The organism is Specibacter sp. AOP5-B1-6, assembly GCF_052376555.1.
Classification (GTDB): Bacteria; Actinomycetota; Actinomycetes; order Actinomycetales; family Micrococcaceae; genus Specibacter.
Map to the genome: position 1 here is coordinate 1 of NZ_JBQSVT010000013.1, position 23,634 is coordinate 23,634.

19 protein-coding genes and 2 pseudogenes are annotated in these 23,634 nt (G+C 64.4%); 16 read left to right on the top strand and 5 right to left on the bottom strand.

Annotated features, from left to right (window positions below):
• The 4 genes from ACT3TS_RS08525 to ACT3TS_RS08540 all read left to right on the top strand — a co-directional run.
• A partial coding sequence (locus ACT3TS_RS08525; RefSeq protein WP_444531079.1) for a hypothetical protein occupies positions 1-278 on the top strand: 278 nt, incomplete at its 5' end.
• A gap of 61 nt (positions 279-339) precedes the next feature.
• Positions 340-672, top strand: coding sequence for a hypothetical protein (locus ACT3TS_RS08530; RefSeq protein ID WP_444531080.1), 333 nt, complete (start codon positions 340-342; stop codon positions 670-672).
• An 80-nt stretch (positions 673-752) separates the two neighbouring features.
• Positions 753-1,988 carry a pyridoxal phosphate-dependent aminotransferase gene (locus ACT3TS_RS08535; RefSeq protein ID WP_444531081.1) on the top strand — a complete coding sequence of 412 codons (1,236 nt, stop codon included), beginning with the start codon at positions 753-755 and terminating at the stop codon, positions 1,986-1,988.
• A 245-nt stretch (positions 1,989-2,233) separates the two neighbouring features.
• The gene (locus tag ACT3TS_RS08540; protein ID WP_444531082.1) at positions 2,234-3,277 is read left to right on the top strand and encodes an LLM class flavin-dependent oxidoreductase; all 1,044 of its coding nucleotides are present in this window, start codon (positions 2,234-2,236) and stop codon (positions 3,275-3,277) included.
• 30 nt (positions 3,278-3,307) lie between these two features.
• On the opposite strand, the gene ACT3TS_RS08545 is transcribed toward ACT3TS_RS08540, so the two are convergent.
• Positions 3,308-4,309 (bottom strand): pirin family protein, encoded by a 1,002-nt coding sequence (locus tag ACT3TS_RS08545; RefSeq protein ID WP_444531083.1) that lies wholly within the window; start codon positions 4,307-4,309, stop codon positions 3,308-3,310.
• A 394-nt stretch (positions 4,310-4,703) separates the two neighbouring features.
• Here ACT3TS_RS08545 and ACT3TS_RS08550 point away from each other — a divergent pair.
• Both ACT3TS_RS08550 and ACT3TS_RS08555 read left to right on the top strand, forming a co-directional pair.
• Positions 4,704-5,879 (top strand): annotated as a pseudogene (locus tag ACT3TS_RS08550) (inorganic phosphate transporter); the annotation flags it as partial.
• 395 nt (positions 5,880-6,274) lie between these two features.
• Positions 6,275-6,529 carry a hypothetical protein gene (locus ACT3TS_RS08555; protein ID WP_444531084.1) on the top strand — a complete coding sequence of 85 codons (255 nt, stop codon included), beginning with the start codon at positions 6,275-6,277 and terminating at the stop codon, positions 6,527-6,529.
• Between the two features lie 73 nt (positions 6,530-6,602).
• Here ACT3TS_RS08555 and ACT3TS_RS08560 read toward each other — a convergent pair whose 3' ends face one another.
• The gene (locus ACT3TS_RS08560) at positions 6,603-7,070 is read right to left on the bottom strand and encodes a hotdog fold thioesterase (protein WP_444531085.1); all 468 of its coding nucleotides are present in this window, start codon (positions 7,068-7,070) and stop codon (positions 6,603-6,605) included.
• Between ACT3TS_RS08560 and polA the strand changes: the two genes are divergently transcribed.
• The 3 genes from polA (at position 7,069) to ACT3TS_RS08575 (ending at position 12,745) form a co-directional block, all read left to right on the top strand.
• Positions 7,069-9,831, top strand: coding sequence for a DNA polymerase I (polA, locus tag ACT3TS_RS08565; RefSeq protein WP_444531174.1), 2,763 nt, complete (start codon positions 7,069-7,071; stop codon positions 9,829-9,831). The genes ACT3TS_RS08560 and polA overlap by 2 nt on opposite strands.
• Positions 9,832-9,973: 142 nt before the next feature.
• Positions 9,974-11,383 (top strand): GNAT family N-acetyltransferase, encoded by a 1,410-nt coding sequence (locus tag ACT3TS_RS08570; RefSeq protein WP_444531086.1) that lies wholly within the window; start codon positions 9,974-9,976, stop codon positions 11,381-11,383.
• Positions 11,384-11,500: 117 nt separating this feature from the next.
• On the top strand, positions 11,501-12,745 hold the full coding sequence (locus tag ACT3TS_RS08575; protein WP_444531087.1) for an NAD(P)/FAD-dependent oxidoreductase: 1,245 nt from the start codon (positions 11,501-11,503) through the stop codon (positions 12,743-12,745).
• On the opposite strand, the gene ACT3TS_RS08580 is transcribed toward ACT3TS_RS08575, so the two are convergent.
• Entirely contained in the window at positions 12,742-13,494 is a 753-nt protein-coding gene (locus ACT3TS_RS08580) for an ABC transporter permease (RefSeq protein ID WP_444531088.1), read from the bottom strand. The genes ACT3TS_RS08575 and ACT3TS_RS08580 overlap by 4 nt on opposite strands.
• Positions 13,495-13,742: 248 nt before the next feature.
• Between ACT3TS_RS08580 and rpsA the strand changes: the two genes are divergently transcribed.
• The 3 genes from rpsA (at position 13,743) to ACT3TS_RS08595 (ending at position 16,411) form a co-directional block, all read left to right on the top strand.
• Positions 13,743-15,224 carry a 30S ribosomal protein S1 gene (gene rpsA / locus ACT3TS_RS08585; protein ID WP_444531089.1) on the top strand — a complete coding sequence of 494 codons (1,482 nt, stop codon included), beginning with the start codon at positions 13,743-13,745 and terminating at the stop codon, positions 15,222-15,224.
• Between the two features lie 125 nt (positions 15,225-15,349).
• Positions 15,350-15,715 (top strand): hypothetical protein, encoded by a 366-nt coding sequence (locus tag ACT3TS_RS08590; RefSeq protein WP_444531090.1) that lies wholly within the window; start codon positions 15,350-15,352, stop codon positions 15,713-15,715.
• 99 nt (positions 15,716-15,814) lie between these two features.
• Entirely contained in the window at positions 15,815-16,411 is a 597-nt protein-coding gene (locus ACT3TS_RS08595) for a DUF805 domain-containing protein (RefSeq protein ID WP_444531091.1), read from the top strand.
• Here ACT3TS_RS08595 and ACT3TS_RS08600 read toward each other — a convergent pair.
• Positions 16,408-17,127, bottom strand: coding sequence for an IMPACT family protein (locus ACT3TS_RS08600; protein ID WP_444531092.1), 720 nt, complete (start codon positions 17,125-17,127; stop codon positions 16,408-16,410). The genes ACT3TS_RS08595 and ACT3TS_RS08600 overlap by 4 nt on opposite strands.
• A gap of 90 nt (positions 17,128-17,217) precedes the next feature.
• Here ACT3TS_RS08600 and ACT3TS_RS08605 point away from each other — a divergent pair, with 90 nt between their 5' ends.
• The 4 genes and pseudogenes from ACT3TS_RS08605 (at position 17,218) to coaE (ending at position 23,041) form a co-directional block, all read left to right on the top strand.
• On the top strand, positions 17,218-17,544 hold the full coding sequence (locus ACT3TS_RS08605; protein WP_444531093.1) for a hypothetical protein: 327 nt from the start codon (positions 17,218-17,220) through the stop codon (positions 17,542-17,544).
• Between the two features lie 27 nt (positions 17,545-17,571).
• A pseudogene (locus ACT3TS_RS08610) lies at positions 17,572-20,424 on the top strand (AAA family ATPase); the annotation flags it as partial.
• A 231-nt stretch (positions 20,425-20,655) separates the two neighbouring features.
• Positions 20,656-22,077: an FAD-binding oxidoreductase gene (locus ACT3TS_RS08615; RefSeq protein ID WP_444531094.1), complete on the top strand. Its 1,422-nt coding sequence runs from the start codon at positions 20,656-20,658 to the stop codon at positions 22,075-22,077.
• Between the two features lie 46 nt (positions 22,078-22,123).
• Positions 22,124-23,041 carry a dephospho-CoA kinase gene (coaE, locus tag ACT3TS_RS08620; RefSeq protein WP_444531095.1) on the top strand — a complete coding sequence of 306 codons (918 nt, stop codon included), beginning with the start codon at positions 22,124-22,126 and terminating at the stop codon, positions 23,039-23,041.
• Between the two features lie 111 nt (positions 23,042-23,152).
• Here the strand turns inward: coaE and ACT3TS_RS08625 are convergent, their stop codons facing one another.
• Positions 23,153-23,518, bottom strand: a complete 366-nt coding sequence (locus tag ACT3TS_RS08625; RefSeq protein ID WP_444531096.1) for a DUF4190 domain-containing protein — start codon at positions 23,516-23,518, stop codon at positions 23,153-23,155.
• Positions 23,519-23,634: the final 116 nt, after the last annotated feature.

Consider the following 23,634-nt stretch of genomic DNA (forward strand, 5'->3'; position numbering starts at 1 on the left):
TCGGCGCCACACAAACGAACCGGAAGAAGCCGTGGGCCCGTGCGGCCGCTCGCCAATACCGGGTGCAGGACCGCTTCGCCCAGGACCCGGTGGCAGCCGCGCGCTTCGGCATCTACACCGTCGTGCTTTGGCTGCTCGCCTTTGCCGCCTTCGTCGTTTTAAGCATGACGGTCGGGTTCCTGTGGTCGTGGCTGGCCCTGCTGGCAGGCCTGGCCGGTTTCATGGTCCTGCTGGCCCGGATGCTGTTCCCGGACGGTCGCGCCAACGCACACAAATAGCGCGCGAAAATACACGCGCAGAAATAAAGGTGGCCCGGATGTTCGAGCATCCAGGCCACCAGTGACAACCATTGAGTCTCCCACCAGGGGGATTCGCATCAGCGGACTCAAGGCACACCCACAGTTCGCCTGGGTGGCCGGCGCAAGGTTCGACGGCGGATGGCTGGGTGTCGCCGTCATCCTCCTTGCCGCTGTGCTGCTGACGTGCGTGTTTGGCGCCTTTTCCAATGCCATGGCGCTGTTGGCCAAGGCGCAGGCGGCAGGGCGCGGCGCCCTGCAGACGGCCCCGGATTGGGCCGCGGTGTGGGGATCGCTGGGATTTCTGTCGATGCTCGCCGTGGTCATGACGTGGCTGGCAACCCGCGCTTTTCGGGTCTACCGGCGGTCACTGTGACCCCCGCGCGCCACCCCGCCCGCAGTCCGGGATATGGGCCGGAGCGGGGTTGCAGGCCGCCATATGTGAAGATGGAAGGTATGCGCCCCATGCAACATTCAAGCAAATTAGCCAACGTTCGGTACGAGCTTCGAGGACCCATCCTGCATGCGGCCCAAAAAATGGAGGCCGAAGGCCACCGAATTTTGCGAATGAACCTGGGCGACACGGCGCCCTTTGGCCTGGAGGCGCCCGAGTCGATCGTGGTGGACATGATCCACCACCTGCGCGGGGCTCAGGGGTACAGCGATTCCAAGGGCATCTTCTCGGCACGGACCGCCATTTCGCAGTACTACCAAACCAAGGGCCTGATGAAAATCGGCGTGGACGACATTTTTGTGGGCAACGGAGTCAGCGAATTGATCTCCATGACGCTCCAGGCATTTCTTGAAAACGGGGACGAGGTCCTCATTCCGGCCCCCGACTATCCGCTGTGGACAGCGTCAGTAACCTTGACCGGCGGCGTCCCCGTCCACTACCTGTGCGATGAGGAGAATCAGTGGTGGCCCGACATGGCCGATGTGGAAGCGAAGATCACCCCGCAGACACGAGCGATTGTCATCATCAACCCGAACAACCCCACAGGTGCCGTCTATCCACGCGCCATTCTGGAACAGTTCGTGGCGCTGGCCCGCAAACACGATCTCGTCATTTTTGCGGATGAAATCTACGAGAAAATTCTCTACGACGGCCGCACGCACATCCACATGGCTTCGCTTGCGGAAGACGTTTGCATCCTGACCTTCAGCGGTCTCTCGAAGGCCTACCGGATGCCCGGGTACCGTGCTGGCTGGGTCGCCCTGACAGGGCCCCGCGCAGCGATGGCCGACTTCAAGGAGGCGCTTGAACTGATTGCCTCGCTGCGGTTGTGCTCCAACGTTCCCGCTCAGCACGCAATTCAAACCTCACTGGGCGGCTACCAAAGCATCAACGACCTGACGAAGCCCGGCGGGCGTCTGCGGGAACAACGCGACAGGGCGTCGGGGCTGATCAATGCCCTGCCGGGTGTGTCCTGCGTGCCCGCAGCCGGGGCCATGTACCTGTTCGTCAAGCTCGATCCTGTCATGTACCCCATCGAGTCCGATGAGAAATTTGTGATCGACCTGCTCCAGGACCAAAAGATCCTCGTGTCCCATGGCACGGCATTCCACTGGCCCACCCCGGACCACTTCAGGTTCGTGATTCTTCCTTCCACCGACGACATCGAAGAGGCCGTGCGTCGCATCGGTTCCTTCCTGGCCGTCTATCGGCAAAAGAGCTCCCTGCTCGCGGGATAGTCCCCAACTGCCCCCGAAGGGATCCGCTGGCGCGTCTCTCACCGGGGCCCCTCGCAGTCGTGGCCCCGCCCAACTGCCCCCGAAGGGATCCGCTGGCGCGTCTCTCACCGGGGCCCCTCGCAAGCCCCCTTGTCGTGATCGGGAATAGTTTCAGCTGTGCCCCGGTTCCCCAATTAGATGCAAACGCATACTCTCTGCCGGTGGCTGGCTGTCGGCAACGTAAATGAGAAATGGATGGAACTTCCGTGGCAGATGGCAACTTTGAACTGGGCCTGGACACCTTTGGCGACATCACCCTCGACGCTGACGGCACACCCAAGCATGCCGCCCAGGTGATCCGCGACGTCGTCGAACAAGCAGTGCTTGCCGACAAACTGGGCCTTGACTATTTCGGTGTCGGGGAGCACCACCGCGATGACTTTGCCATCTCAGCCCCTGACATGGTTCTGGCCGCCATCGCAGGACAGACGGAGCGCATCCACCTGGGCTCGGCTGTTACGGTGCTGAGTTCGGATGACCCCATCCGGGTGTTCCAGCGGTTCTCAACTCTCGACGCCGTCTCCCGGGGCCGCGCGGAAGTGATCCTTGGCCGTGGTTCGTTCACCGAGTCGTTCCCGCTGTTTGGCTTTGACCTTGCCAACTATGAGGAGCTGTTCGAGGAGAAGCTGGAGCTGTTCAGCGAATTGCGCAAGCAGGGTGCGGTGAATTGGAGTGGAAATACGCGCCCGGACCTGACCGACCAAATGGTGTACCCGCACACGGAATCCGGCACCCTGAAGTCATGGATCGCCGTGGGTGGGAGCCCCCAATCGGTGGTCCGTGCCGCCCATTACGGCATGCCCCTGATGCTTGCGATCATTGGCGGGGAGCCTCTCCAATTTGCGCCGTTTGCGGAGCTGTACCACCGTGCGTTGAAGGAATTCGGACAGCCGGAGCAGCCCATCGGCGTCCATTCACCGGGGCACGTTGCCGAGACTGACCAGCAGGCACAGGATGAACTGTGGCCCCACTATGCCGAGATGCACCGACGCATTGGCCGCGACCGCGGCTGGCCGCCCTTGACGCGCGCCGAGTACGACGTGACGGCCGGTCCGCAGGGCGCCTTGATGGTCGGCTCGCCGGAAACCGTTGCCACCAAGATCACCACGGTCGCCAAGGCACTCGGGTTGTCCCGCTTTGACTTGAAGTACAGCCACGGCACACTGCCGCATGAGGCCATGATGAAGAGCATCGAGCTGTACGCCACCGAAGTCGCCCCTCGGGTCAGGGAGAACCTGCGCCAGGACTGACCTTTGAGGGCGCCCGGAAACCGGGCGCCCTCAGCTCGGATTGGCCCGGGGTCGCAGCTGCACAGTCGGCAGCACCGGGGCCGGCAGCGGCGCATCGACCTGGTCGGCCGGCAGGCTGAATGACGCCACCTCATCCAGCATCGAGGCAGGTTCCAGACCAATGACTGCCTGCCATGCGGCACGGAAGGCCACTATTTCCTCGTGGCTGCGCCCAACGAAGTTCCACCACATGACAATCGACTCATTCAATGGCTCCCCGCCGATGAACAAAAGGCGCACGGATTCCGGCCCGGCGCAAAGCTCCACGGTTGACCGGCCAGTGCCCAGATAGGCAAGTTCACTGGGCTCGACGACGGTTTCCGCCACGCTGAGCGAACCGGAGTCCACAAGGAATCCGTGCTCAAAGCCCGGCTGGAGGTCAAGGGCTACGGTTGCGCCGGCGTCGAGCATGATCTCGGCACCGACCATGGGGGAGAAGGTCTCAACGGGGGAGTGTTCCCCGGCCACGGTGCCCATGAACACGCTGATGCGGGCCCCGGGGACGGTGACGGGCGTGGGGCGGTAGTGCACGAAGTCGGGGGCGGTGAACCTGGCCGACTGGGGAAGCGCCGCCCACAGTTGGACCCCGTGCAGGATCGTGGTGTTTGTTCTCGAGTATTCGGAGTGGCTGATGCCCCGCCCCGCGGTCATGAGATTCAGTTCTCCCGGACGCACGACGGCGTGATTTCCAGCACTGTCCGCATGCTCAATCTCACCCGTGAAGAGCCAGCTGATGGTCTGCAGACCGGTGTGCGGATGAGGTGGCACCGCCATGCCTGCCGAGGTGCTGACGTCGTCGGGTCCGTAATGGTCTACGAAGCACCAGGCGCCGATCAGCGACCTGCTGCGCTGCGGCAGGGTCCGGCGCACCGTCATGGCGCGCGGGCCGCCCAGCGGCACGGAACGGGCGGTGAGGATCTCGGCGCCGTCGTGTGAATTGGCGGGACTGCTGGGGCAAAGCAGCTCCTGCGGGCTGGCTTCAACATTGCTCATGGGGCGGTTTCCTCTTCACAGTTGGTACACCTGAACCGGTGCTCTGACGGTTTTTCCTTGCACGGACAAAGCTGCTTCGCGCCTGTGCAGCATGTTCCGTCTGCGCCCGCCGGCCGGAATTTTCGGTCGCGGTGACGGGCATCGCCATCCCTTTCCCGCCATGCTAGCGCTTCCTGCGCCGCCGCGTGCAGCTGCCCTGTGCGGCCCCGGCCGTTGGGCAGGCAGCGGGAAAGCAAACTTTAGGCAAACAACAGATGGCAAATCGTCGTAGTATCGTAGCGGTTGGGTTTCGCCAGTGCATCAACGCCATTGACGCGGGGTGCACAGCCAGCACGCGCATCCCACTGGACGTTTCAGCAGTCTTGCTTATTGCCCCCTTTAGATTGGATCGCGGGTGGATCTCACCTTCATGGTCGTGCTAGTTATAGCGCTGGCCCTCTTCTTTGACTTTACGAATGGCTTTCACGACACAGCCAATGCCATGGCAACCCCCATTGCCACAGGCGCCATCAAGCCCAAGACAGCTGTGGCCCTGGCCGCCATCCTGAACTTGGTTGGTGCGTTCCTGTCCACCGAGGTGGCAAAGACCATTTCCGGCGGCATCATCAATGAGGGCGGGCCCAACGGCGTGGCCATCACGCCGGAAATGATCTTCGCCGGCTTGATGGGTGCCGTGCTGTGGAACTTGTTCACCTGGCTTTTGGGCCTGCCCTCGAGTTCCTCCCACGCCCTCTTTGGCGGGTTGATCGGTGCCGCGATTGTTGGCACCTGGTCCTTTGGCGCCGTGAACTTCATGGTCGTCATCTCCAAGGTCCTGCTGCCCGCACTGCTGGCACCTGCCATTGCAGGACTGGTTGCCTATCTGTGCACCAAGATGGCGTACAGCATCACGCGGCGTTCCGATCCCGACTCGGGGGACAAGCTCACGCAGAAACGTGGCGGGTTCCGCCGCGGGCAGGTCTTCAGCTCCTCGCTTGTTGCCCTCGCACACGGCACCAACGACGCCCAGAAGACGATGGGTGTCATCACCTTGGTGCTTGTCGCCTCGGGCCTCCAGAACTCCGGGACCGGCCCGCACATCTGGGTCATCACGGCCTGCGCCCTGGCCATCGCCGGCGGCACCTACGCCGGCGGCTGGCGCATCATCCGCACCCTCGGGTCCGGCCTCACGGACGTCAAGCCGGCCCAGGGCTTCGCCGCTGAGACCAGCACCGCCGCCGCCATTTTGGCGTCCAGCCACTTGGGCTTTGCGCTGTCAACCACCCACGTGGCCTCAGGCTCCGTCATTGGCTCCGGGCTGGGTCGCAAGGGCTCGACTGTCCGCTGGCGCGCCATCGGCAAAATCGGCATCGCCTGGTTGTTCACGCTTCCCGCCGCAGCCATCGTCGGCGGCCTCGCCGCCCTGTTGATCCGCACCGGCACCGTCGGCATCGTCATCGTCGCCGTTCTGGGACTCAGTTCCATTTTGTTCATGTTCTACCGGTCCCAGCGCGAAACCGTTGACCACAGCAATGCCATCAGTGACGTTGACGCGGTGGGTGAAGCCATGCACATACCCAGCAAAAAGGAACGCGACCGCCTCGCCGCCAAGGCCCGGGCAGCCCGAAAGGTGGCCGAGAAGGCAGCCAAACGCGCGGCCGAAACGGACATGGCCAGGGCAACCGCCCAGACCGCGCTTGACCGCGCTGACACCGCCGTGTTGAAGGCCATGACCAAGGCCGCAGTCGACGCCGGGGCACCCAAGGGCAAGGGAAAGTCGAAGGAATCGGTGAAAGCGGGGCCCGCCAAAGGCAAGGCGAAGGTGAAAGTCGCCAGCATTGACGGCCCGGCCAATGACGGAACCGCCGGAGGCGCCGCCACTGACAACGCTGCAGAGGAGCGCACAGCCAAGGCTCCGGTGCCGGTCGACCGCGACACCGTTGCGCCCAACGACATTGCGACGGACGACGCCGAGAAGGGGCAGAAATGATTGACTGGTTTGGATTTCTCACAGTCGGACTCACCACGTTGATTGGCGCCGGTTTCGTCGTCGCCATGTACTCGCTGGGCGTCCGCTTCACCGCGGTCAGCGGCGACGACCACGGTCGTGTCAACCATGCCGCCAAATGGGGCGCCTACGTGTGCTTCGGCTTCTGCGTGCTGGCCGTCACGGCCGGCATCATCTTGATCGTGCCCGCGCTCAGCTCAGCGGCGGAAAAGATTCTTGGCAACATCTTCTAAACCGCCCGGCGTCGTACGTTAATGGAGTTGGTGGCCGGGCCCGGACCGGTGGCTGCTGACAGCCCGCCGGCTGCTAGTTCCTACCCTGCTCGAGGATCATGTTCGTGATACGGCAGGTGGAAAGGCGCCGGCCTTGCTCATCCGTCATCACGACTTCGTGGGAGGCGAGGGTGCGGCCCAAATGGATGGGGGTTGCCGTGCCGGTGACGAGGCCCGAGGCGATACCACGGTGGTGTGTGGCATTGATCTCAATGCCGACCACCTGACGGCCCGCTCCGGCGTGGAAAGCAGCGGCGAAGGAACCCAAAGTCTCTGCCAGGACCACGTGCGCGCCGCCGTGCAGCAGACCCGTCACCTGGGTGTTTCCCGCCACCGGCATGGTGGCAATCATCGAGTCCGTGCCCATGTGGGTGAACACGATGCCCATCTTGGACACGAGCGTGCCCACACCGTGCCGGCCCAACATGGCGTGGTATTCGGCAGGGACCCCTGCGGCGAGGAGTTCGACGGACAAGGGATGCGGTGTGAATTTATCGCTCATGTTGACTAGGCTGGCACTTGTGAGTGAATCTGCCAAAACGGCCCCCCAGTCCACAGCAACAGCCAGCCCCGGTACCGGACTCCCGGAAGGCGCAACGCCGCGGTTGCTGGTGCTCGACGGCCACTCCATGGCCTTCCGGGCGTTTTACGCCATGCCCGTGGACAAGTTTGTGACACAGTCGGGTCAGCACACCAATGCCGTCCACGGTTTCACCGCCATGCTGCTGACCATGATCCGGCAGCAAAAGCCCACCCACGTGGTGGTCGCCTTTGACCTGGACACGCCGACGTTCAGGTCGCTTGAATACACCGAATACAAGGGCGGACGCAACAAGACGCCCGAAGAGTTCTACGGCCAGATTGACTTGATCATCAAGGTCATGGCAGCCATGCGGATCCCCACCATCTCGGTGGATGGATTTGAGGCGGACGACATCATCGCGACCCTCTCCACCCAGGGCGAGGCTGCAGGATGGGACGTGGTGGTGGTGTCGGGGGACCGCGACGCCTTCCAGCTGATCACCGACAAGGTTTCGGTGCTTTATCCCAAGAAGGGCATCTCCGACATCCCGCCCATGGATGCCGCGGCCGTGGAGGCCAAGTACTTCGTGACGCCCGGTCGTTACTCGGATTTGGCCGCGCTCGTGGGCGAAACCGCAGACAACCTGCCCGGCGTGCCCGGTGTCGGGCCTAAGACCGCCGCCAAATGGATCAACCAGTACGGCGGTTTGGAAGGGATTTTTGAGAACTTGGACGCCATCGGCGGCAAGGTCGGTGAGTCCCTGCGCGCCCATGTGGACGACGTCAAGCGCAACCGGCGCCTGAACCACCTGCTGCGCGACATGGAGCTGCCGGTGCCGATCGAGGACACCGTGCTGCGCTCACCCGACAGGGACGCCGTGGAGGAATTGTTTGACTCCCTTGAATTCAACCAGCTGCGCAAGCGTTTGTTTGATTTGTTTGGTGAGGAAGAAGCGGACGACGCCGGAGCGGTTCACCAGGTGCCCGCGCACCAGGTGGCCGTTGATGCGCCCGCACTCGAGGCGTGGCTGGCCGCCGCAGCAGTTCCAGGCGCCGTCGCTGTTGACGTGCTGAGCCAAAAGGCAGGCCTGGCCCGTGAGGCGACTGCGGTGGCGCTGGTACGCGGGGATTCCGCCGTCGTGGTTGACCTGGACACAGCGGATGCCGAGCTTGAGTCAGCCCTTGCAGCCTGGCTGGTGTCCGATGCGCCCAAGGTCGTGCACGAATACAAGGAGGCTCTGAAGGCCTTGTCCCTGCGCGGGCTGACGGTTTCCGGCGTCGTTGATGACACGTCGCTGTCCGGGTACCTGATCCAGCCCGACCGGCGCAGCTACGAATTGGCGGAGTTGAGCCAGGTCCACCTGAAGACCGGCTTTGACACCGGCTCCGCCACCGAGTCGGGCCAACTGGACCTGGGACTTGAAGGCGACACGAAATTTGCCGACGCCGTCCAGCGCGGATATGTGGCGCTGCTGCTGAGCGAATACTTCGCCCCGCTCCTTGAGGAACGCGGCGCCGCCGTGCTGCTGCGGGACATGGAGCTGCCGCTGGCGGCTGTTCTGGCGCATATGGAACTGACAGGCATCGATGTCTCGCAGGAGCGATTGGACACGCTCCTGGCCGATTTCACTGCCGCCATGAACGCCGCCCAGGAGGCAGCCTTTGCCGCGATCGGGCACGAGGTGAACCTTGGTTCCCCGAAGCAGCTCCAGGAAGTCCTGTTCGAGGAACTCGGGCTGCCCAAGACCAAGAAGATCAAGACCGGTTTCACCACGGATGCCGCCTCGTTGAAGATGCTGCTGGAGAAAACGGGGCATGAATTCCTCGCGCAGCTGATGGCGCACCGTGAAGCGTCGAAGCTCAAGCAGATGGTGGAGACGCTGAAGAAGTCGGTGGCCGAGGATGGGCGCATCCACACGACCTACGCCCAAAACGTCGCCGCAACAGGGCGGTTGTCCTCAAACAACCCGAACCTGCAGAACATCCCGATCCGCACCGAAGAAGGCCGCAGGGTCCGTGACATATTCGTTGTCAGCGAAGGCTACGAATGCCTGCTGGCGGCCGACTACTCCCAGATTGAAATGCGCATCATGGCGCATCTGTCAGGCGACGCCGGGCTGATCCAGGCCTACGCCGAGGGCGAGGACCTGCACAGGTACGTCGGCTCGCACGTGTTTGGGGTGTCACCGGAAGAAGTCACCTCGGCCATGCGCTCAAAGGTCAAGGCCATGTCCTATGGGCTGGCCTACGGGTTGACCAGCTTCGGCCTGTCCAAGCAGCTTGAAATTTCGGTGGACGAGGCCCGCACCCTGGTCAAGGACTACTTCGACCGATTTGGCGGGGTTCGTGATTACCTGCGCGGCGTCGTCGAACAAGCACGCATCGACGGCTACACCTCAACCATCGAGGGCCGCCGCCGCTACCTTCCCGACCTGTCAAGCACCGACCGCCAGCTGCGCGAACTGGCCGAGCGAATCGCCTTGAACTCGCCCATCCAGGGCTCTGCCGCGGACATCATCAAGCATGCGATGCTTGGCGTTGCCGGGGAGTTGACAGCCAAGGAGCTCAAGTCCCGGCTGCTCCTGCAGGTCCATGACGAACTGATCCTCGAAATCTGGCCGGGCGAGCTCGAAACCGTCAAGGCGCTTGTCATTGACCAGATGGGGGCAGCCGCAGACCTGCAGGTGCCCCTCGAAGTGCAGGTCGGTCTCGGCACCAGCTGGAACGACGCCGGCCACTAGTCCCCAGCCCCTCCCCAGTGTTGGGTCGCAAGCGACCCAACACTGGGGCCCCTCGGGGCTGTGGGCCCAGGGCTGTGGGCCGGGTTGGGCCCGGGTTGGGGCCAATAATGTATTTCTTGAACCGCTTTGGAAAGGTTAGGCAATGCCGCAGAGTTATGAACCGGCCAGCAACCGGCAGACAAGGTCCTTCCCCTACGAGCTGCGCACCTTTCCCATCAGGTTCGAGGACGGTGCAGTATCCGGCGAGACTGCCAACTGGATCCAGGCGGTGGCCATGGGCTTCTACGGCAACGCCCCCACTCCTGAGATGTCCAAGCACTATGTCGAGTGCGAACAGGTGGACAACCGCATGGCCACGGGGGCGTACCTGACGAACTCAACGGCACCGGTCGGTGCGTGGGGCGTGGAATACCCCGTGGCCACTTACGCCTACCACCGCAAGACCTTGAACGTCGGGGCTGGCACGTTGCTTCCCGTCCACCAGATCACTGCCGTAACCGTGCGGCCCAGCCACCGCCGTCGTGGATTGCTGCGGGCCATGATGGGCTCCGACCTGGCCCAGGCGAAAGCCGCCGGCATCCCGATCGCAGCATTGACAGCCTCCGAAGCCACCATCTACGGACGGTTCGGCTTTGGTGTTGCGACGCACGAGTGCAATGTGGAGGTTTTGGTCAAGGGCGGCATCGTGTTCCACAACCCGCCGGCTGCGGCCCAGGGCACAGTGGAAGTCGCAGACGCCGCAGTGGTGCGGGAACTGCACAACGAGATTTTTGCCCAAGTGCACGGTGGCACCTACGGTTCGATCGGCCGGCACGACATGTACCGGCTGATGGTTTCCGGCCAGGGCAGCTACGAGTCGATGGAACCGTCCAAGAACATCCGGGCCGCACTCCACTATAACTCGGCCGGTGTTGTCGACGGATATGTCACGTACAAGCCCGTTGAGGACAAGACCAGATCCATGGTCGAGGTGGTTGACCTGCTGGCCGCAACCGAGGATGCCTATCTGGCCCTGTGGAATTTCCTGGGTTCCCTTGACTTGATCGACGTCGTTAAATGGAATCAGGCGCCCGTCGTTGATCCGTTGGAATGGGCCATGGCGGCAAAACGAAACTACAAGGTGATTGAGGCCGAGGACCTGCTGTGGCTGCGCATCCTCGACGTGCCTGCGGCGTTGGCTGCCCGTGATTACCTGAAGGACGGGTCGGTGACGATCCATGTCGGAGACCCGTTGGGCCATGCTTCCGGCATTTTCCGGATCGATGTGGTCCATGGCAAGGCCACCGTGACGCGGTTGCCCGAGGACCTCTCACACCCTGACGGGCCGGATTCCGAGGCCGGTGAGGATTCTGATGCGGACTCCGGCGCCCGGGTTGCGGAGACGGCGCTGGACATGGGTGTTGCAGAGCTGTCCAGCCTGTATCTCGGCGGAGTCTCGGCACAGACCCTCAAGGCTGCCGGGCGCGTGCAGGAACTCCAGCCCGGAGCCGCCGCGGCGTTTGATGCCTTGTTCGCCCCGGCGCGGTCCCCACACTGCCTGACCAGCTTCTAAGCGGCTCCTGCCCACCTGTCACATTCGAACCGCCGGGAGTAGGATGCCCCACAAGGGGACTGGACGCTGGGGGCGCCGCCGCCCAGCGCGAATGAACGCCAACGAAGGGGTCGGGCAATGGAGAAGGCATTCCAGGTGATAGTGGTGGGCGGAGGATTTGCCGGCGTCGCCGCCGTCAAGGAACTGGGCCGCAAGGGCATCAACGTGCTGCTCATCGATCAAAACAATTATCACCAATTCCAGCCGCTGCTTTATCAGGTCGCGACGGCACAGATCGGGGTCTCAGACGTCACGCGCACATTTCGCGGGATGTTCGCGCGCTACCGCAGCGCCTCAGTGATCACCGCCAAGGTGACGGCCGTGGACGTTCTGGCCCACACAGTCACCACCTCCGACGGCGACACTTTCCACGCGGAAATCCTGGTTCTTGCTGCCGGCGCCGAGGCGAACTACTTCAACACCCCCGGCGTCGAAGAGCACGCCTACCCCTTGTACTCCGTCAAGGATGCCGTCCGCCTGGGCAATGCCATGGTCGGTGCCCTCGACGCGGCGCACCGCGCCGACGACGGCGGGGGAGTGCATATCGTGGTGGTCGGCGGCGGCCCCACGGGGGTCGAGACCGCCGGAGCCATCGCAGAGAATTTCAAGTACGTCATTCCCAAGTACTTTTCCGAGACTTTGGCTGTCAGTTCCAGCGTCCACCTGGTCGACATGGTGCCCAGCGTCTTGAATGCGTTTTCGGACAAGTCAAAGGCCTATGCAAGCAGCCGTTTGCAGCAGGCCGGTGTTCAGCTGAAGATGGGCTCAGGCGTAACCGAGATCCGTTCCGACGAGGTGGCTTTTGCCGATGGAACCACGTTGCCCAGCCAAATAGTTGTCTGGGCCGGCGGGCTGAAAGCAGGCGCCGTCGTCGCCCAATCCGGCCTGAAGCAAGGGCGCGGGGGCCGCATCGATGTCAACCCCGACCTGACGGCACCCGACAGCACAGGCATCTATGTGCTCGGCGATGCAGCCAACATGACAGATGCGCGCGGCGACAAGCTTCCACAGCTTGGCTCCTGTGCCCAGCAGGCAGGAAAATGGGCGGCCCGCAATATCCAGGCGGACCTCAACGGCGGGGAACGCACGCCCTTTGCCTATGTGGACAAGGGATACATGGCCATGATTGGCCGTGGCGCGGCGGTGGCGGAGATTGGCCGCCGGCGCATTCAAATGCAGGGCCCGCTGGCTTTCGTGGCCTGGCTTGGCGTGCATGTGGTTTTGCTCTCGGGCAATCGCCAGCGGATCAGTGCGCTCATATCCTGGGCTGACGACTATCTAACCCACAGCAGGTCCCACGTGGTGCTGGGCAACCCCGATTAGGCGGGCGGCCGCGTCCACACGCCGCGACAGCTGAGCCACAAGGTGGCGGCGGCTGTGCTGGAATTGACCAACAACAGTGAGATGAGCACCAGCAATTGGATGAGGCCGGCATCCAAGGGTGCGGCACCGCCAAGGATCATTCCGACGAATGCACCCGGCAGGGTGACCAGACCCGCTGTCCGGGTTTGGTCCAGGGTGGGCAGAATCGCTTCACCGGCAACGGGTTTGCCCACCAACATCCGTGCCGCCGGCCACTCGAAGCCGAGCGCGGCGGCAGCTTCCACTTCACCGTGGCGAAGGACCAGTTCATCGCGGATGCGCCGTCCGCTCAGCGTCACGGTGGACATGGCGCCGCCTATCTGCTGTCCCAGGACGGCGATGATTGCCAGCGCATTGAACGGAAGCACCCCGGCCGCAAACATCATCACCGCCACAGGGGCCACGCCAACTGCCATTGGAACGGCGGCCATCCACCACCGTCCGCTGCCTGCAACCCGGTGTCCGGAGGTCCAGACGCCCACGAGGAACATGAGTGCGACAAAGGCAAATGCCCACGCGCCCCGATCTGACAACCAGGCAATGACAAGCGCGACGGCGGCCAGCTGGACCAGCGCCCGAACCCCGGCAACGACCATCTGGACCGGTGGCCGGTCAAGGGCGCCACGCCAGACCACCGCAGCAAGGGCAAGCATGACTGCCAGCAAGATCCATGCGCTGGGTCCCAGAACCAGAAGTGTTGAATTGTTCACAACCGCCATTGTGGCAGCCAATAGATGAACTTTTGCGCTCCATCGCCCAAACAACTAGACTAAATGGGCATGTAATGCGTGAAGTGGGCCGGCAATGTTGGCGCCGCTCCGCGAACGTCATGCAGGAACGATCCGCAGGAACCCCTGCAACCATAATAATTCCGGACTCCATCCGGCAAGGGCGCGATTTCTCGCGGCCTGGCCAGGGGTTCGGCGAAACCAACTATCCACATCGGAGCCCCTACTACATGACCATCACGACCCCCGAGAAGACTAGTACCACTCCTGTTGTTGCCATCAACGACATCGGTACTGCTGAAGAATTCCTCGCCGCAGTAGACGCAACCATCAAGTACTTCAACGACGGCGACCTCGTCGAAGGTGTAGTTGTCAAGGTTGATCGCGACGAAGTTCTGCTCGACATCGGTTACAAGACCGAAGGTGTCATCCCCTCCCGTGAGCTGTCCATCAAGCACGACGTTGATCCCGGAGACGTTGTCTCCGTTGGCGATCAGGTCGAAGCCCTGGTCCTCACGAAGGAAGATAAAGAAGGCCGCCTGATCCTCTCCAAGAAGCGCGCGCAGTACGAGCGCGCCTGGGGCGACATCGAGAAGGTCAAGGAAGAAGACGGCGTCGTTACCGGTACCGTCATCGAAGTGGTCAAGGGTGGTCTTATCCTCGACATCGGCCTGCGCGGCTTCCTGCCCGCATCGCTCGTCGAGATGCGCCGTGTGCGCGACCTGGCTCCCTACATCGGTCAGCAGATCGAAGCCAAAATCATCGAGCTGGACAAGAACCGCAACAACGTGGTCCTGTCCCGCCGTGCCTGGCTCGAGCAGACCCAGTCCGAGGTTCGCTCCACGTTCCTCAACAAGCTGGAAAAGGGCCAGGTTCGTCCCGGCGTTGTTTCCTCCATCGTCAACTTCGGTGCATTCGTGGACCTTGGCGGCGTAGACGGCCTCGTGCACGTTTCCGAGCTGTCCTGGAAGCACATCGACCACCCGTCCGAGGTTGTCGAAGTTGGCCAGGAAGTCACCGTCGAGGTTCTCGAAGTGGATCTGGACCGCGAGCGTGTATCGCTCTCGCTCAAGGCTACGCAGGAAGACCCGTGGCAGACCTTCGCCCGCACCCACGCCCTCGGGCAGGTTGTACCGGGTAAGGTCACCAAGCTGGTTCCGTTCGGCGCGTTCGTTCGCGTTGAAGACGGCATCGAAGGCCTGGTCCACATCTCCGAGCTGGCAGTCCGCCACGTTGAGCTGGCCGAGCAGGTTGTCTCCGTTGGTGACGAACTGTTCGTCAAGGTCATCGACATCGATCTGGAACGCCGCCGCATCTCGCTGTCCCTCAAGCAGGCCAACGAGGGTGTCGACGTCGACTCCACCGAGTTCGATCCCGCACTCTACGGCATGGTTGCCGAGTACGACGAAGAGGGCAACTACAAGTACCCGGAGGGCTTCGATTCCGAGTCCAACGAGTGGCTTGAAGGCTACGAAGACCAGCGCGCCGTGTGGGAGCAGCAGTACGCTGACGCCCAGACCCGCTGGGAAGCACACAAGAAGCAGGTTGCTGAGCACGCCGCAGAAGATGCAGCTGCCGACGGCGCCGGTGAAGGTGGCGAGTCCGCAGGGGCCAGCTACTCCTCCGAGCCCGTTGCAACCGAATCAGGCGCCGGCACCTTGGCATCTGATGAGGCACTTGCTGCACTGCGCGAAAAGCTGACCGGAAACTAATTTCCGCACCAGTTCCACGCAGCAGAATTGAACGGGTCCTCCACCTTCGGGTGGGGGACCCGTTCCCTTTAACCCCAGTCAACGCCAGAAGCACGACCCCCGCTCGACAGCAGGAAAGGAACCCCATGCCCGCCACAGACTGGATGAAAGTTACCCGCCCCGACGACGGCGAGACGGTCGGCTATCTCGAGCCGCTGTCCGATGACTGGTCCTCCGTGCAGCCACGAACACTGCTGGGACACAGCCTCGGTGGGCCCGTTGAGTTTATGGCCGGGGAAGAACTACTGGCCGGGCACGGCATTTCCGAACTGGCCGAACGCTGGTACTTGCGCGGGGCGGAGGCTGAACTCCGGGGCGGCGTCGTGATTCTCGAGGTGTCACCGGACGGCATCGTGGTGGCGCATGCCGAGCTGGCCAAGGCGATGCTGTACAACAAGCGCGTGAGCGTTCCGTGGCCCGACCTGGCCGGTATCCTCAGCCGGGAGCCATAGCCGCGGCTGCGCCGGAGTTGGGCCTTGCGGACGGATGCCTTTGTCCGAGTCGCTGGCTATGATCAAGGCAGAAGCTTTTCCAACGTGGGGAGATGACTCATGCCGCAGCACGCCGAGCGGGCCAACGCCAACCAGGCCGACGCCGAGCGGGGCAACGACGCGGCACCCCCGGTTGTTCCGCCGGGCTACTTCAGCCCTCCGCAACCGCCTCCTGGATATGAATCTCCCGCGCCGGCCGCCATGCCGCAGCCGGCATTCGCAATGCCATTGCTGGCGCCAGCCCGGCAGCTGGAGTGGCCGCTCCGTGGAGCCGGCCCGGCGGCTGCCGTGATCCGCTTCTTCAGAAAGTTCGCCGCGTTCAACGGGCGCGCAAGCCGCAGCGAGTTCTGGTGGGTGCAGCTGATTTCCGTGCTGCTGCTCCCCGCTGCCGCCATTCTCGGCGCCTTCACCGACATGACACTGCTTGCGTCCATGTACGCGTTGTTCTTTATCGCCTGCATCGTGCCCTACCTTGCGTTGTGCGTGCGTCGGCTTCACGACGCCAACATGAGCGGCGGTCTCCTTGCCCTGTGGCTGGTCCCCTACTTCGGCGCGTTCGTTGTGCTGATCATGATGATTTTGCCGAGCAGCAATGGGGGAGCACGTTTCGATACGGCCGCGGCCCGGTCGCCACTCCCGCGGAACGTGTTGCGTTAGCGCGCCGTTTGGGGCGTGTCGACCCAGTCGGTGCCGGCCGCCGACAGGGTGTGGCGGCCGGCACTGAGGGATGCCAGGCGGGCCACGGCGGCGGCTATCACTGTTTCGTCGTCGGCCATGGCCAGCCCGATCTGGGTGTCTACGGCGTCGTACTCGTTGCCGGTCATCACGTAGCCGGCGCTGCGCAGCTCGTTCTCCAGCCGGCCGGCCTCGCCATGCGGCACGGCCACCCGGAACAGTTTCAGCCGTTCACGTCGAACCAGGGGTGCCAGATCGACGGCAGTGCTCACCGACTCCGAATATGCACGCACCAATCCGCCCGCTCCCAGCAGGATCCCGCCAAAATACCGGACGACGACGGCGCACACGTCGCTGAGGTCGGCGGCGGGCGCCGTGGGGGAGGCTGCCGGACGGGCCTCCCGCTTGAGGAGCGCATCCAGCATGGGCGTCCCGGCGGTACCCGAGGGCTCACCGTCGTCGTTTGAGCGTTGCACCGCACGGTCAGCGCCGATCACGAAGGCAGAGCAGTGGTGCCTGGCGTCGTAAAATTCGCGCCGCAGCCCGGCCAGCAGCTCACGCGCGGAGGGCTCATCGCCGACCCGGCGCAGCACCGTGATGAAACGCGAACGCTTGATGCTGATCTCATGGCGGAAGTCCGGACCGGCCGCGAGCGTGGTGTACGAGTTCGGGCCGGGCGTCGCGCGGGGGATAGTCACGAGGCAAGCCTAGCTGCCCTGTGTCTGCGGCCGTGCTGCGGGCAGATGGATTCCTTGTTGCGCACCGCAGCCGGTGGCAGAATGGTGGGGTTGGACACTTTCCACATCGCCGAGGGGCGGCAGGCCATGTTGCAGCTCAGCTTTTTGGGGGAGCAGCGGGTGAACTTGCAGGGGGCGGATGATTCACCGTCCCTCGTGGTGGGGCGCGCCTTGGAGGTTTTGGCGTGCCTGGTTGTGAATGCCGACAGGCCCCAGGAACGCGAGCGGCTCACCGGCTTGCTGTGGCCCCAGTCCGCTGACGGGCAGGCCAGAACCAACCTGCGCCGTGAACTGCATGGGCTGAAACAGCTGTCCGGCCTCGGGGACCACATTCACCAGGACGGAACCGCCCTGGTCTGGCACGACGGCCCGGGGTGATAATCCGTTCTCCGCGACTTTCACGGCCACCGCACCCTGGCACTGCGCTGCCAGCATGAGGGCGATTCGGCCGGACTCCTTGCCCACGGCTGGTCAGCCATCAGTTCCTATGGCGGCGAACTGCTGCCCGGCCTGTACGCCGAATGGGTTTTGGCCGAGCGGGAAACCCTGCAGCGCCAGTGTGTGGAGTTGTGTGACAAGGTTGCTGCGGCCGCCGCGGCAGGCATGCCCGAGCGGGCCTTGGACGCCGCACAACGCCGGATTCAACTGGCACCACTGGAAGAGACCGGGTACCAAACGCTCATGGAGCTCCAGTTTGCCGCGGGGGACGCTGCCGCGGCAGTGCGAAGTTATCACCGCTGCTCGGCAATTCTGGAGCAGGAGCTGGGGGTTGAGCCCGGGCCGCGCACCCGCGAATTGGCCCGTCGGCTGTTGGGGTTTACACCTGCGCCGCGGCCCGCCGGCGGCCGTGCCGTGATGAACCTGGTCCAGGGCACCAGGGCGAACCGTCCCGTGGGGCGGGACCGCCAAGAGTCCGTCCTGCAAAAGCGGTGGGACCGTGCCTGCGCGGGTGTCCCCGGTCTTGTCTTGGTGACGGGCGACGCCGGCGTCGGCAAGACGCGCCTGTTGACAGCTCTGCTGGCCACGGCCCATGCCCAAGGAGCCACGACCGCTTACGCCCGCTGCTTCGCCGGCGCGGGCAGCATCGCCCTGGCCCCGGTGGTGGATTGGTTGGACAGCCCCGCCCTGCGTCCCTTCTCGGGTGGGCGGCGGGCCTTCTGGGGCGCAGAACTGGCCCGGCTCGTGCCGGAACGCCGCACCAACGGGCAATCACCGCCCCGGACACCCAAGCCTTGGCCGGGCACCGTCCTGGCCAACGCATGGCGGCGCCGTTCATTCCACGAAAGCATGGCGCGGGCCGTCCTGGCCACGGGCCAACCCACACTCATGGTCCTGGATGACCTGCAATGGTGCGATGAGGAGACGCTCGACTGGTTGGCTGTGTTGTTCAGCCTGGCGCCGACCGCCCAGCTGCTCATCGCTGCCGCTGCACGGCCCGAAGAACTTGGCGCCAACGCGGCAACCGTTGAAGCCGTGGACGCCCTGCGCACCGGGAATTGGGTTCAGGAACTGGCCTTGGCACCCCTGGACGCCGCGGACACCGCCGAACTGGCCGCATCAGTGTTGGACCGCGCACTTTCCAACGGCGAATCGGAACTGCTGCATGCGGCAACCGGGGGATACCCCCTCCACGTCGTTGAGACCGCCCGGGGCATGGGAGGCGCCACCCTGGCCGAAGTACTTGCCGGCACCTCCGACGGGGACGGCGTCCTGCGCCGGCGCTTCGAGCAATGTTCCCCGCAGGCCCGTGCAGCGGCGTCCCTGGCAGCTGCGATAGGCCGGGAGTTCAGCCTCGAAACGCTCGCCCTGGCCTGGCCTGACGATGAACAATCGCTGGTCCGCGCAATCGATGAGTTGTGGCGTCGGCGGATTCTGCGGGAACTGCATGGCGGATACGATTTCACGCACGACCTGCTGCGCAAGTGTGCCTACGAACTCGTGTCCCCGCCCCGGCGCTGGTTGCTTCACCGGAGCCTGGCCCGTGCCCTCGAAGCCCAACACCCCGGCGACGAGGGCGTCGTGGCCGCGCAGCTGGCCGTGCAGTACCGGAGTGCCGGGGACTCCGACCGCGCGGTGGGGTACTTTATCCAGGCCGGCGACGCAGCGACAGGCATCTTTGCCAACCTCCGGGCGGTGGCCGACTATCAGGCAGCACTGGACCTGATCGCGGAGCGGACCCCCGATATGGCTGGCCCGGGCAGGGAGCTTGAGGTGCTGGTCCGCATGCCCCAGCCCTTGACGGCCCTGCGCGGTTACTCCTCCCCACAACTTCGGGCCACGCTTGAGCGCATCATCGACCTCGCCGAGGCCACCGGCCGTTCCCAGGTGCTTGCCTCGGCCTTGATTGGCCTAATCGCGTGCACATTTGTGCAGGGCGAGACGGCACGGTCTCATACACTCGCCTGCCGTGCGCTGGATTTGGCCCAAGCCATTCCGGATCTGGTCGGGCAGGCAAATTTTGCAGTTGCAGGTGCGGCCACGAGCCTGGGCCGCATCGAGGAGGCCATCGCGCATTTTGACCTGGCCTGCGCGCAGGCCACCGATGCCCAGTCCTACATCCTGGGCACCCGCATCGACGTCCATGCCAGGTCATGGGCTTCCCACGCCCATTGGTTGGCCGGCGACGACGGCGGGGCCCTGGCGCTGGCTGACGAAGCCGTGGACCGCGCCACCCTCGCCGAGCATCCCTACAGCCTTGCCGTGGCGATGGCCTACCGCGCAGTGCTGTGGCAGATGCGGATGGCACCGCGCAACGGGGCCGGCGTAACAGGGACGCACCCCGGGACGGACGAAGCGCAGCTGACTGGCGGCGACCTTGACTGCCTTGCCCGCGAAGCGGCCGGGTTGGAGGCCTTGTGCAGCCGGTACAATTTTGCCTACTACGGGCACTGGGGCAGCATTCTGCGGGGCTGGGCTGCCGGGGGCGGCCAGGGAGCGGACACCATTCGGGCAGGCATGGCGAAATTGCGTGCCACGCTCGCCTTTGCCCGGATGCCCTACTGGCAGTGCCTGCTCGCCGAGACTCTGGTGGGGTGCGGCAGGAACCAGGACGCTGTGGCTGTACTGGCGGCCGCCGAATCTTCCGCCCAGCAGCGTGACGACTTGTGGTGGCTGCCGGAAATCCTGCGGCAGCGGGCGTTGCTGGAAGCTCCCCCTGCCGGGAGGTCACTGCTGGCCAGGGCCCGCTTGCTGGCTGAAGCGCAGCACAGTCCCATGCTGGCCGCACGGGTGGCAGACACGGCAACGTCCCTGCTGTAACGCCCGGCACCGCACCCAACTCCGCACCCCAGCTCCGCAGCCCAACCCTGCGGCGTGGCCCTGCGGCCCACTCCCGCGGCGCGGCCCCGGGAACTGCACACGAATACCGCACACGAAAACAGTGGGCTGGGGCTGGCCCGAGGTGGCAGCGAACGCAAGGCGAACGCCGTCGTTCTAGCGTTGGACGCACAACGGCGCCGCACCGACCGCCACCTGCCAAGGAGCAACACCATGTCAATCAAGGATTTGCCTGCCCGGACCATCGAGCGGCTGGAGGGGCCGCTCGCCGAACTCGCCGCGCAGCTGCGCGGAACACTTGTCACCCCAGCGGATGCCGGGTATGACGCCGCCCGTGCCGTCTACAACGGCATGATCGACAGGCGCCCGCTCGCCGTCGTCCGCTGCGCCAACGCGTCGGACGTTGCCAGCTGCGTCCGCTTTGGCACCGCCCACGGGGTGGTGATTGCCGTCCGGGGAGGCGGGCACAATGCCGGCGGACTCGGGGTGTGGGACGATGCACTCGTCATCGACTTGTCCGGGATGCGCAGCACCACTGTTGACCCGGCCGCCCGCACAGTGCGGGTTGACGGCGGGTGCACATGGGGCGATGTGGACAGTGCCACGGTGCCCTTTGGCATGGCCACGCCGTCGGGCTTCATTGCCTCCACGGGGGTGGGCGGACTCACCCTCGGGGGAGGGGTCGGCTATCTGTCCCGCCGCTACGGTCTCACGGTGGACAGCCTGCTGGGAGCCGACGTCGTGCTCGCGGACGGCACCCTGGTCAGCATCGATGCACACAACCATCCGGACCTGTTCTGGGCGCTGCGCGGCGGCGGCGGAAACTTCGGCGTTGTGGTTTCGTTCCGGTTTGCCTGCCATGACATTGGTGAGAACGGGACCGTGGTCGGCGGGCCGATTCTGTACGACCTTGCTGACGCCCCGGACGTCATGCGCTGGTACCGTGAACTGCTGCCCGCCCTGCCGGAGGAGCTCAGCGGCTGGATTGGGTTGATCACCATCCCGCCGGCCCCGCCGTTCCCGGAGGAGCTGTGGGGGCGGAAGTCCTGCGCGATTGTCTGGTGCTACACCGGTTCCGCCGACAGGGCCGATGCCGTGACGGCGCCTGTCCGGGAGTTTGGCTCACCGCTGCTTGTGGGGCTGGCGCCCATGCCGTTCTCCGTGCTCCAGCAGGCCTTCGACGGGCTGTACCCGGCAGGGTTGCAGTGGTACTGGAAAGCCGACATGTTCGCCGAGATCAGCGATGCGGCCATCGACATCCATGCCAAGTACGGCGCCTTGTTGCCGACAGGGCACTCAACAATGCACCTGTATCCCATTGACGGGGCGGCCATGCGCGTTGACGCCGGGGCGACCGCGTTCCCCTACCGTGGGGGCGGCTGGGCGGGGACCATTGTCGGCGTCGACCCGGATCCGGCCAATGCAGCCGCCATCACCGACTGGGCCAGAAACTACTGGGACGAACTGCACCCCACCTCGGCCGGCGGGGTTTACGTGAACTTTCTTGGCCAGGAAGGTGACGCCAGGGTGCGCAGCGCCTATGGCGCCAACTATGCCCGGCTGGCCCGCGTGAAGGCGCAATACGACCCGCGGAACGTGTTCCACATCAACCAAAACATCCCTCCGGCCGGCTGAACCGGGCGCACTGTCAGCACCCCTGGGTGCTGGCTAGGATGGGGGAATGCTTTCACTTGGACTGACCGGCGGCATCGCGGCCGGTAAATCACTGCTCGCCAACCGTTTCCGCGAACTGGGTGCCGTCGTCATTGACGCCGACAGGCTTGCGCGCGAGGTGGTGGCGCCCGGCACTCCGGGCCTGGCCGCCGTCGTCGGGCAGTTCGGTGCCCGGATCCTGCTTCCCGACGGCTCGCTTGACCGTGCGCAGCTGGGTGCGATCGTGTTTGCGGACAAGGATGCCAGGGAGTCCCTGAACGCGATCGTCCACCCGCTGGTCAGGGCGGCCGCCAATGCACTGAAGGACGACGCCGGACCCGGCAGCATCGTTGTTCAGGACATCCCGCTGCTCGTGGAATCGGGCCAGGGCGCCAACTTTCATTTGGTAGTTGTGGCGCATGCACCCAAGGATGTTCGCGTGGCGCGGATGGTGCGCGACCGGGGCATGACCGAGGCCGATGCCCTGGCCAGAATTGCCGCTCAGGCCACCGATGAGGAACGGGCGGCCGTTGCGGATGTGCTCATCGTCAACGACGGGACTCCGGACAAGGTGATCAAGGAATTGGACGCCCTCTGGCACGACAGGCTGGTCCCCTTCGCCGCCAATCTTTCCGCGGGCGTGCCAGCCTGTGCCAGCAAGGAAGTGCGCGCGGTTCAGCCGGACGCCTCGTGGCCTGCGCAGGCGGCCAGGCTCGCGGCCCGGATCAAACACGCTGTTGGCGAGTTGGCTGCGAGCGTCGACCTTGAAGATTCCCACGGTGACTGCACGTTTCGGCTGCAGCCTGCGCAGGGGGCCCGCCGGGAACAAATCGACGCCGCGTTGGTCACAGCCGGCTTCCTGCCCCGTCGCAACGGCGGCCCGTGCCTGCCCCGGTTTTGCTCGGCCGACCCCGGTGTTTCGGCCAGCGTGGTGATCGCGGTATGAACTTGTGGCGTCCCTGACGGACCCGTGGCTGCTCCGGCCATTAAATGCTGTAGCCGTTAAATGCCGTGGGGCCCGTTCCCATTGGAACAGGCCCCACAAACTTGCTGCGGTTTAGTACGTGGTTGGCGTCATCTCGCCGCTGTTCAGCAACGCGATGAACGCGATGATGTAGATGACGATAATGATGAAGCCAACGATCGTGAAGATCCAGCCGAGGATGACGCCGACCTTGGCCGGGGTGTTGTTCATGAATCCAGCTACCTGAGACTTCTTCTTTGCGATGATGGAGACAATCAGGCCTGCCAGCGGAACAACGAAGCAAAGCACCAGGCCAACGATGCCCAATGTCTTGCCCGGATCTTCCGCCGTGGCGCCATAGGGGGCTCCCTGACCGGGCTGGCCATACGGCGCAGGTGCGGAGTAGGAGGGTGCCGCTTCGGAGGGCTTGCCGTACGGGTTTTCTGGATTCTGGGTCATGATTTCCTCTCAAGGGAAGTTTTGTGGACTGCGGTGATGAGTTCCTGCATCTATTTTTACATGCAATGGACTTATTCACACGCAGGCGGCATGGGCAGTCCTCCCCATGCCGCCTG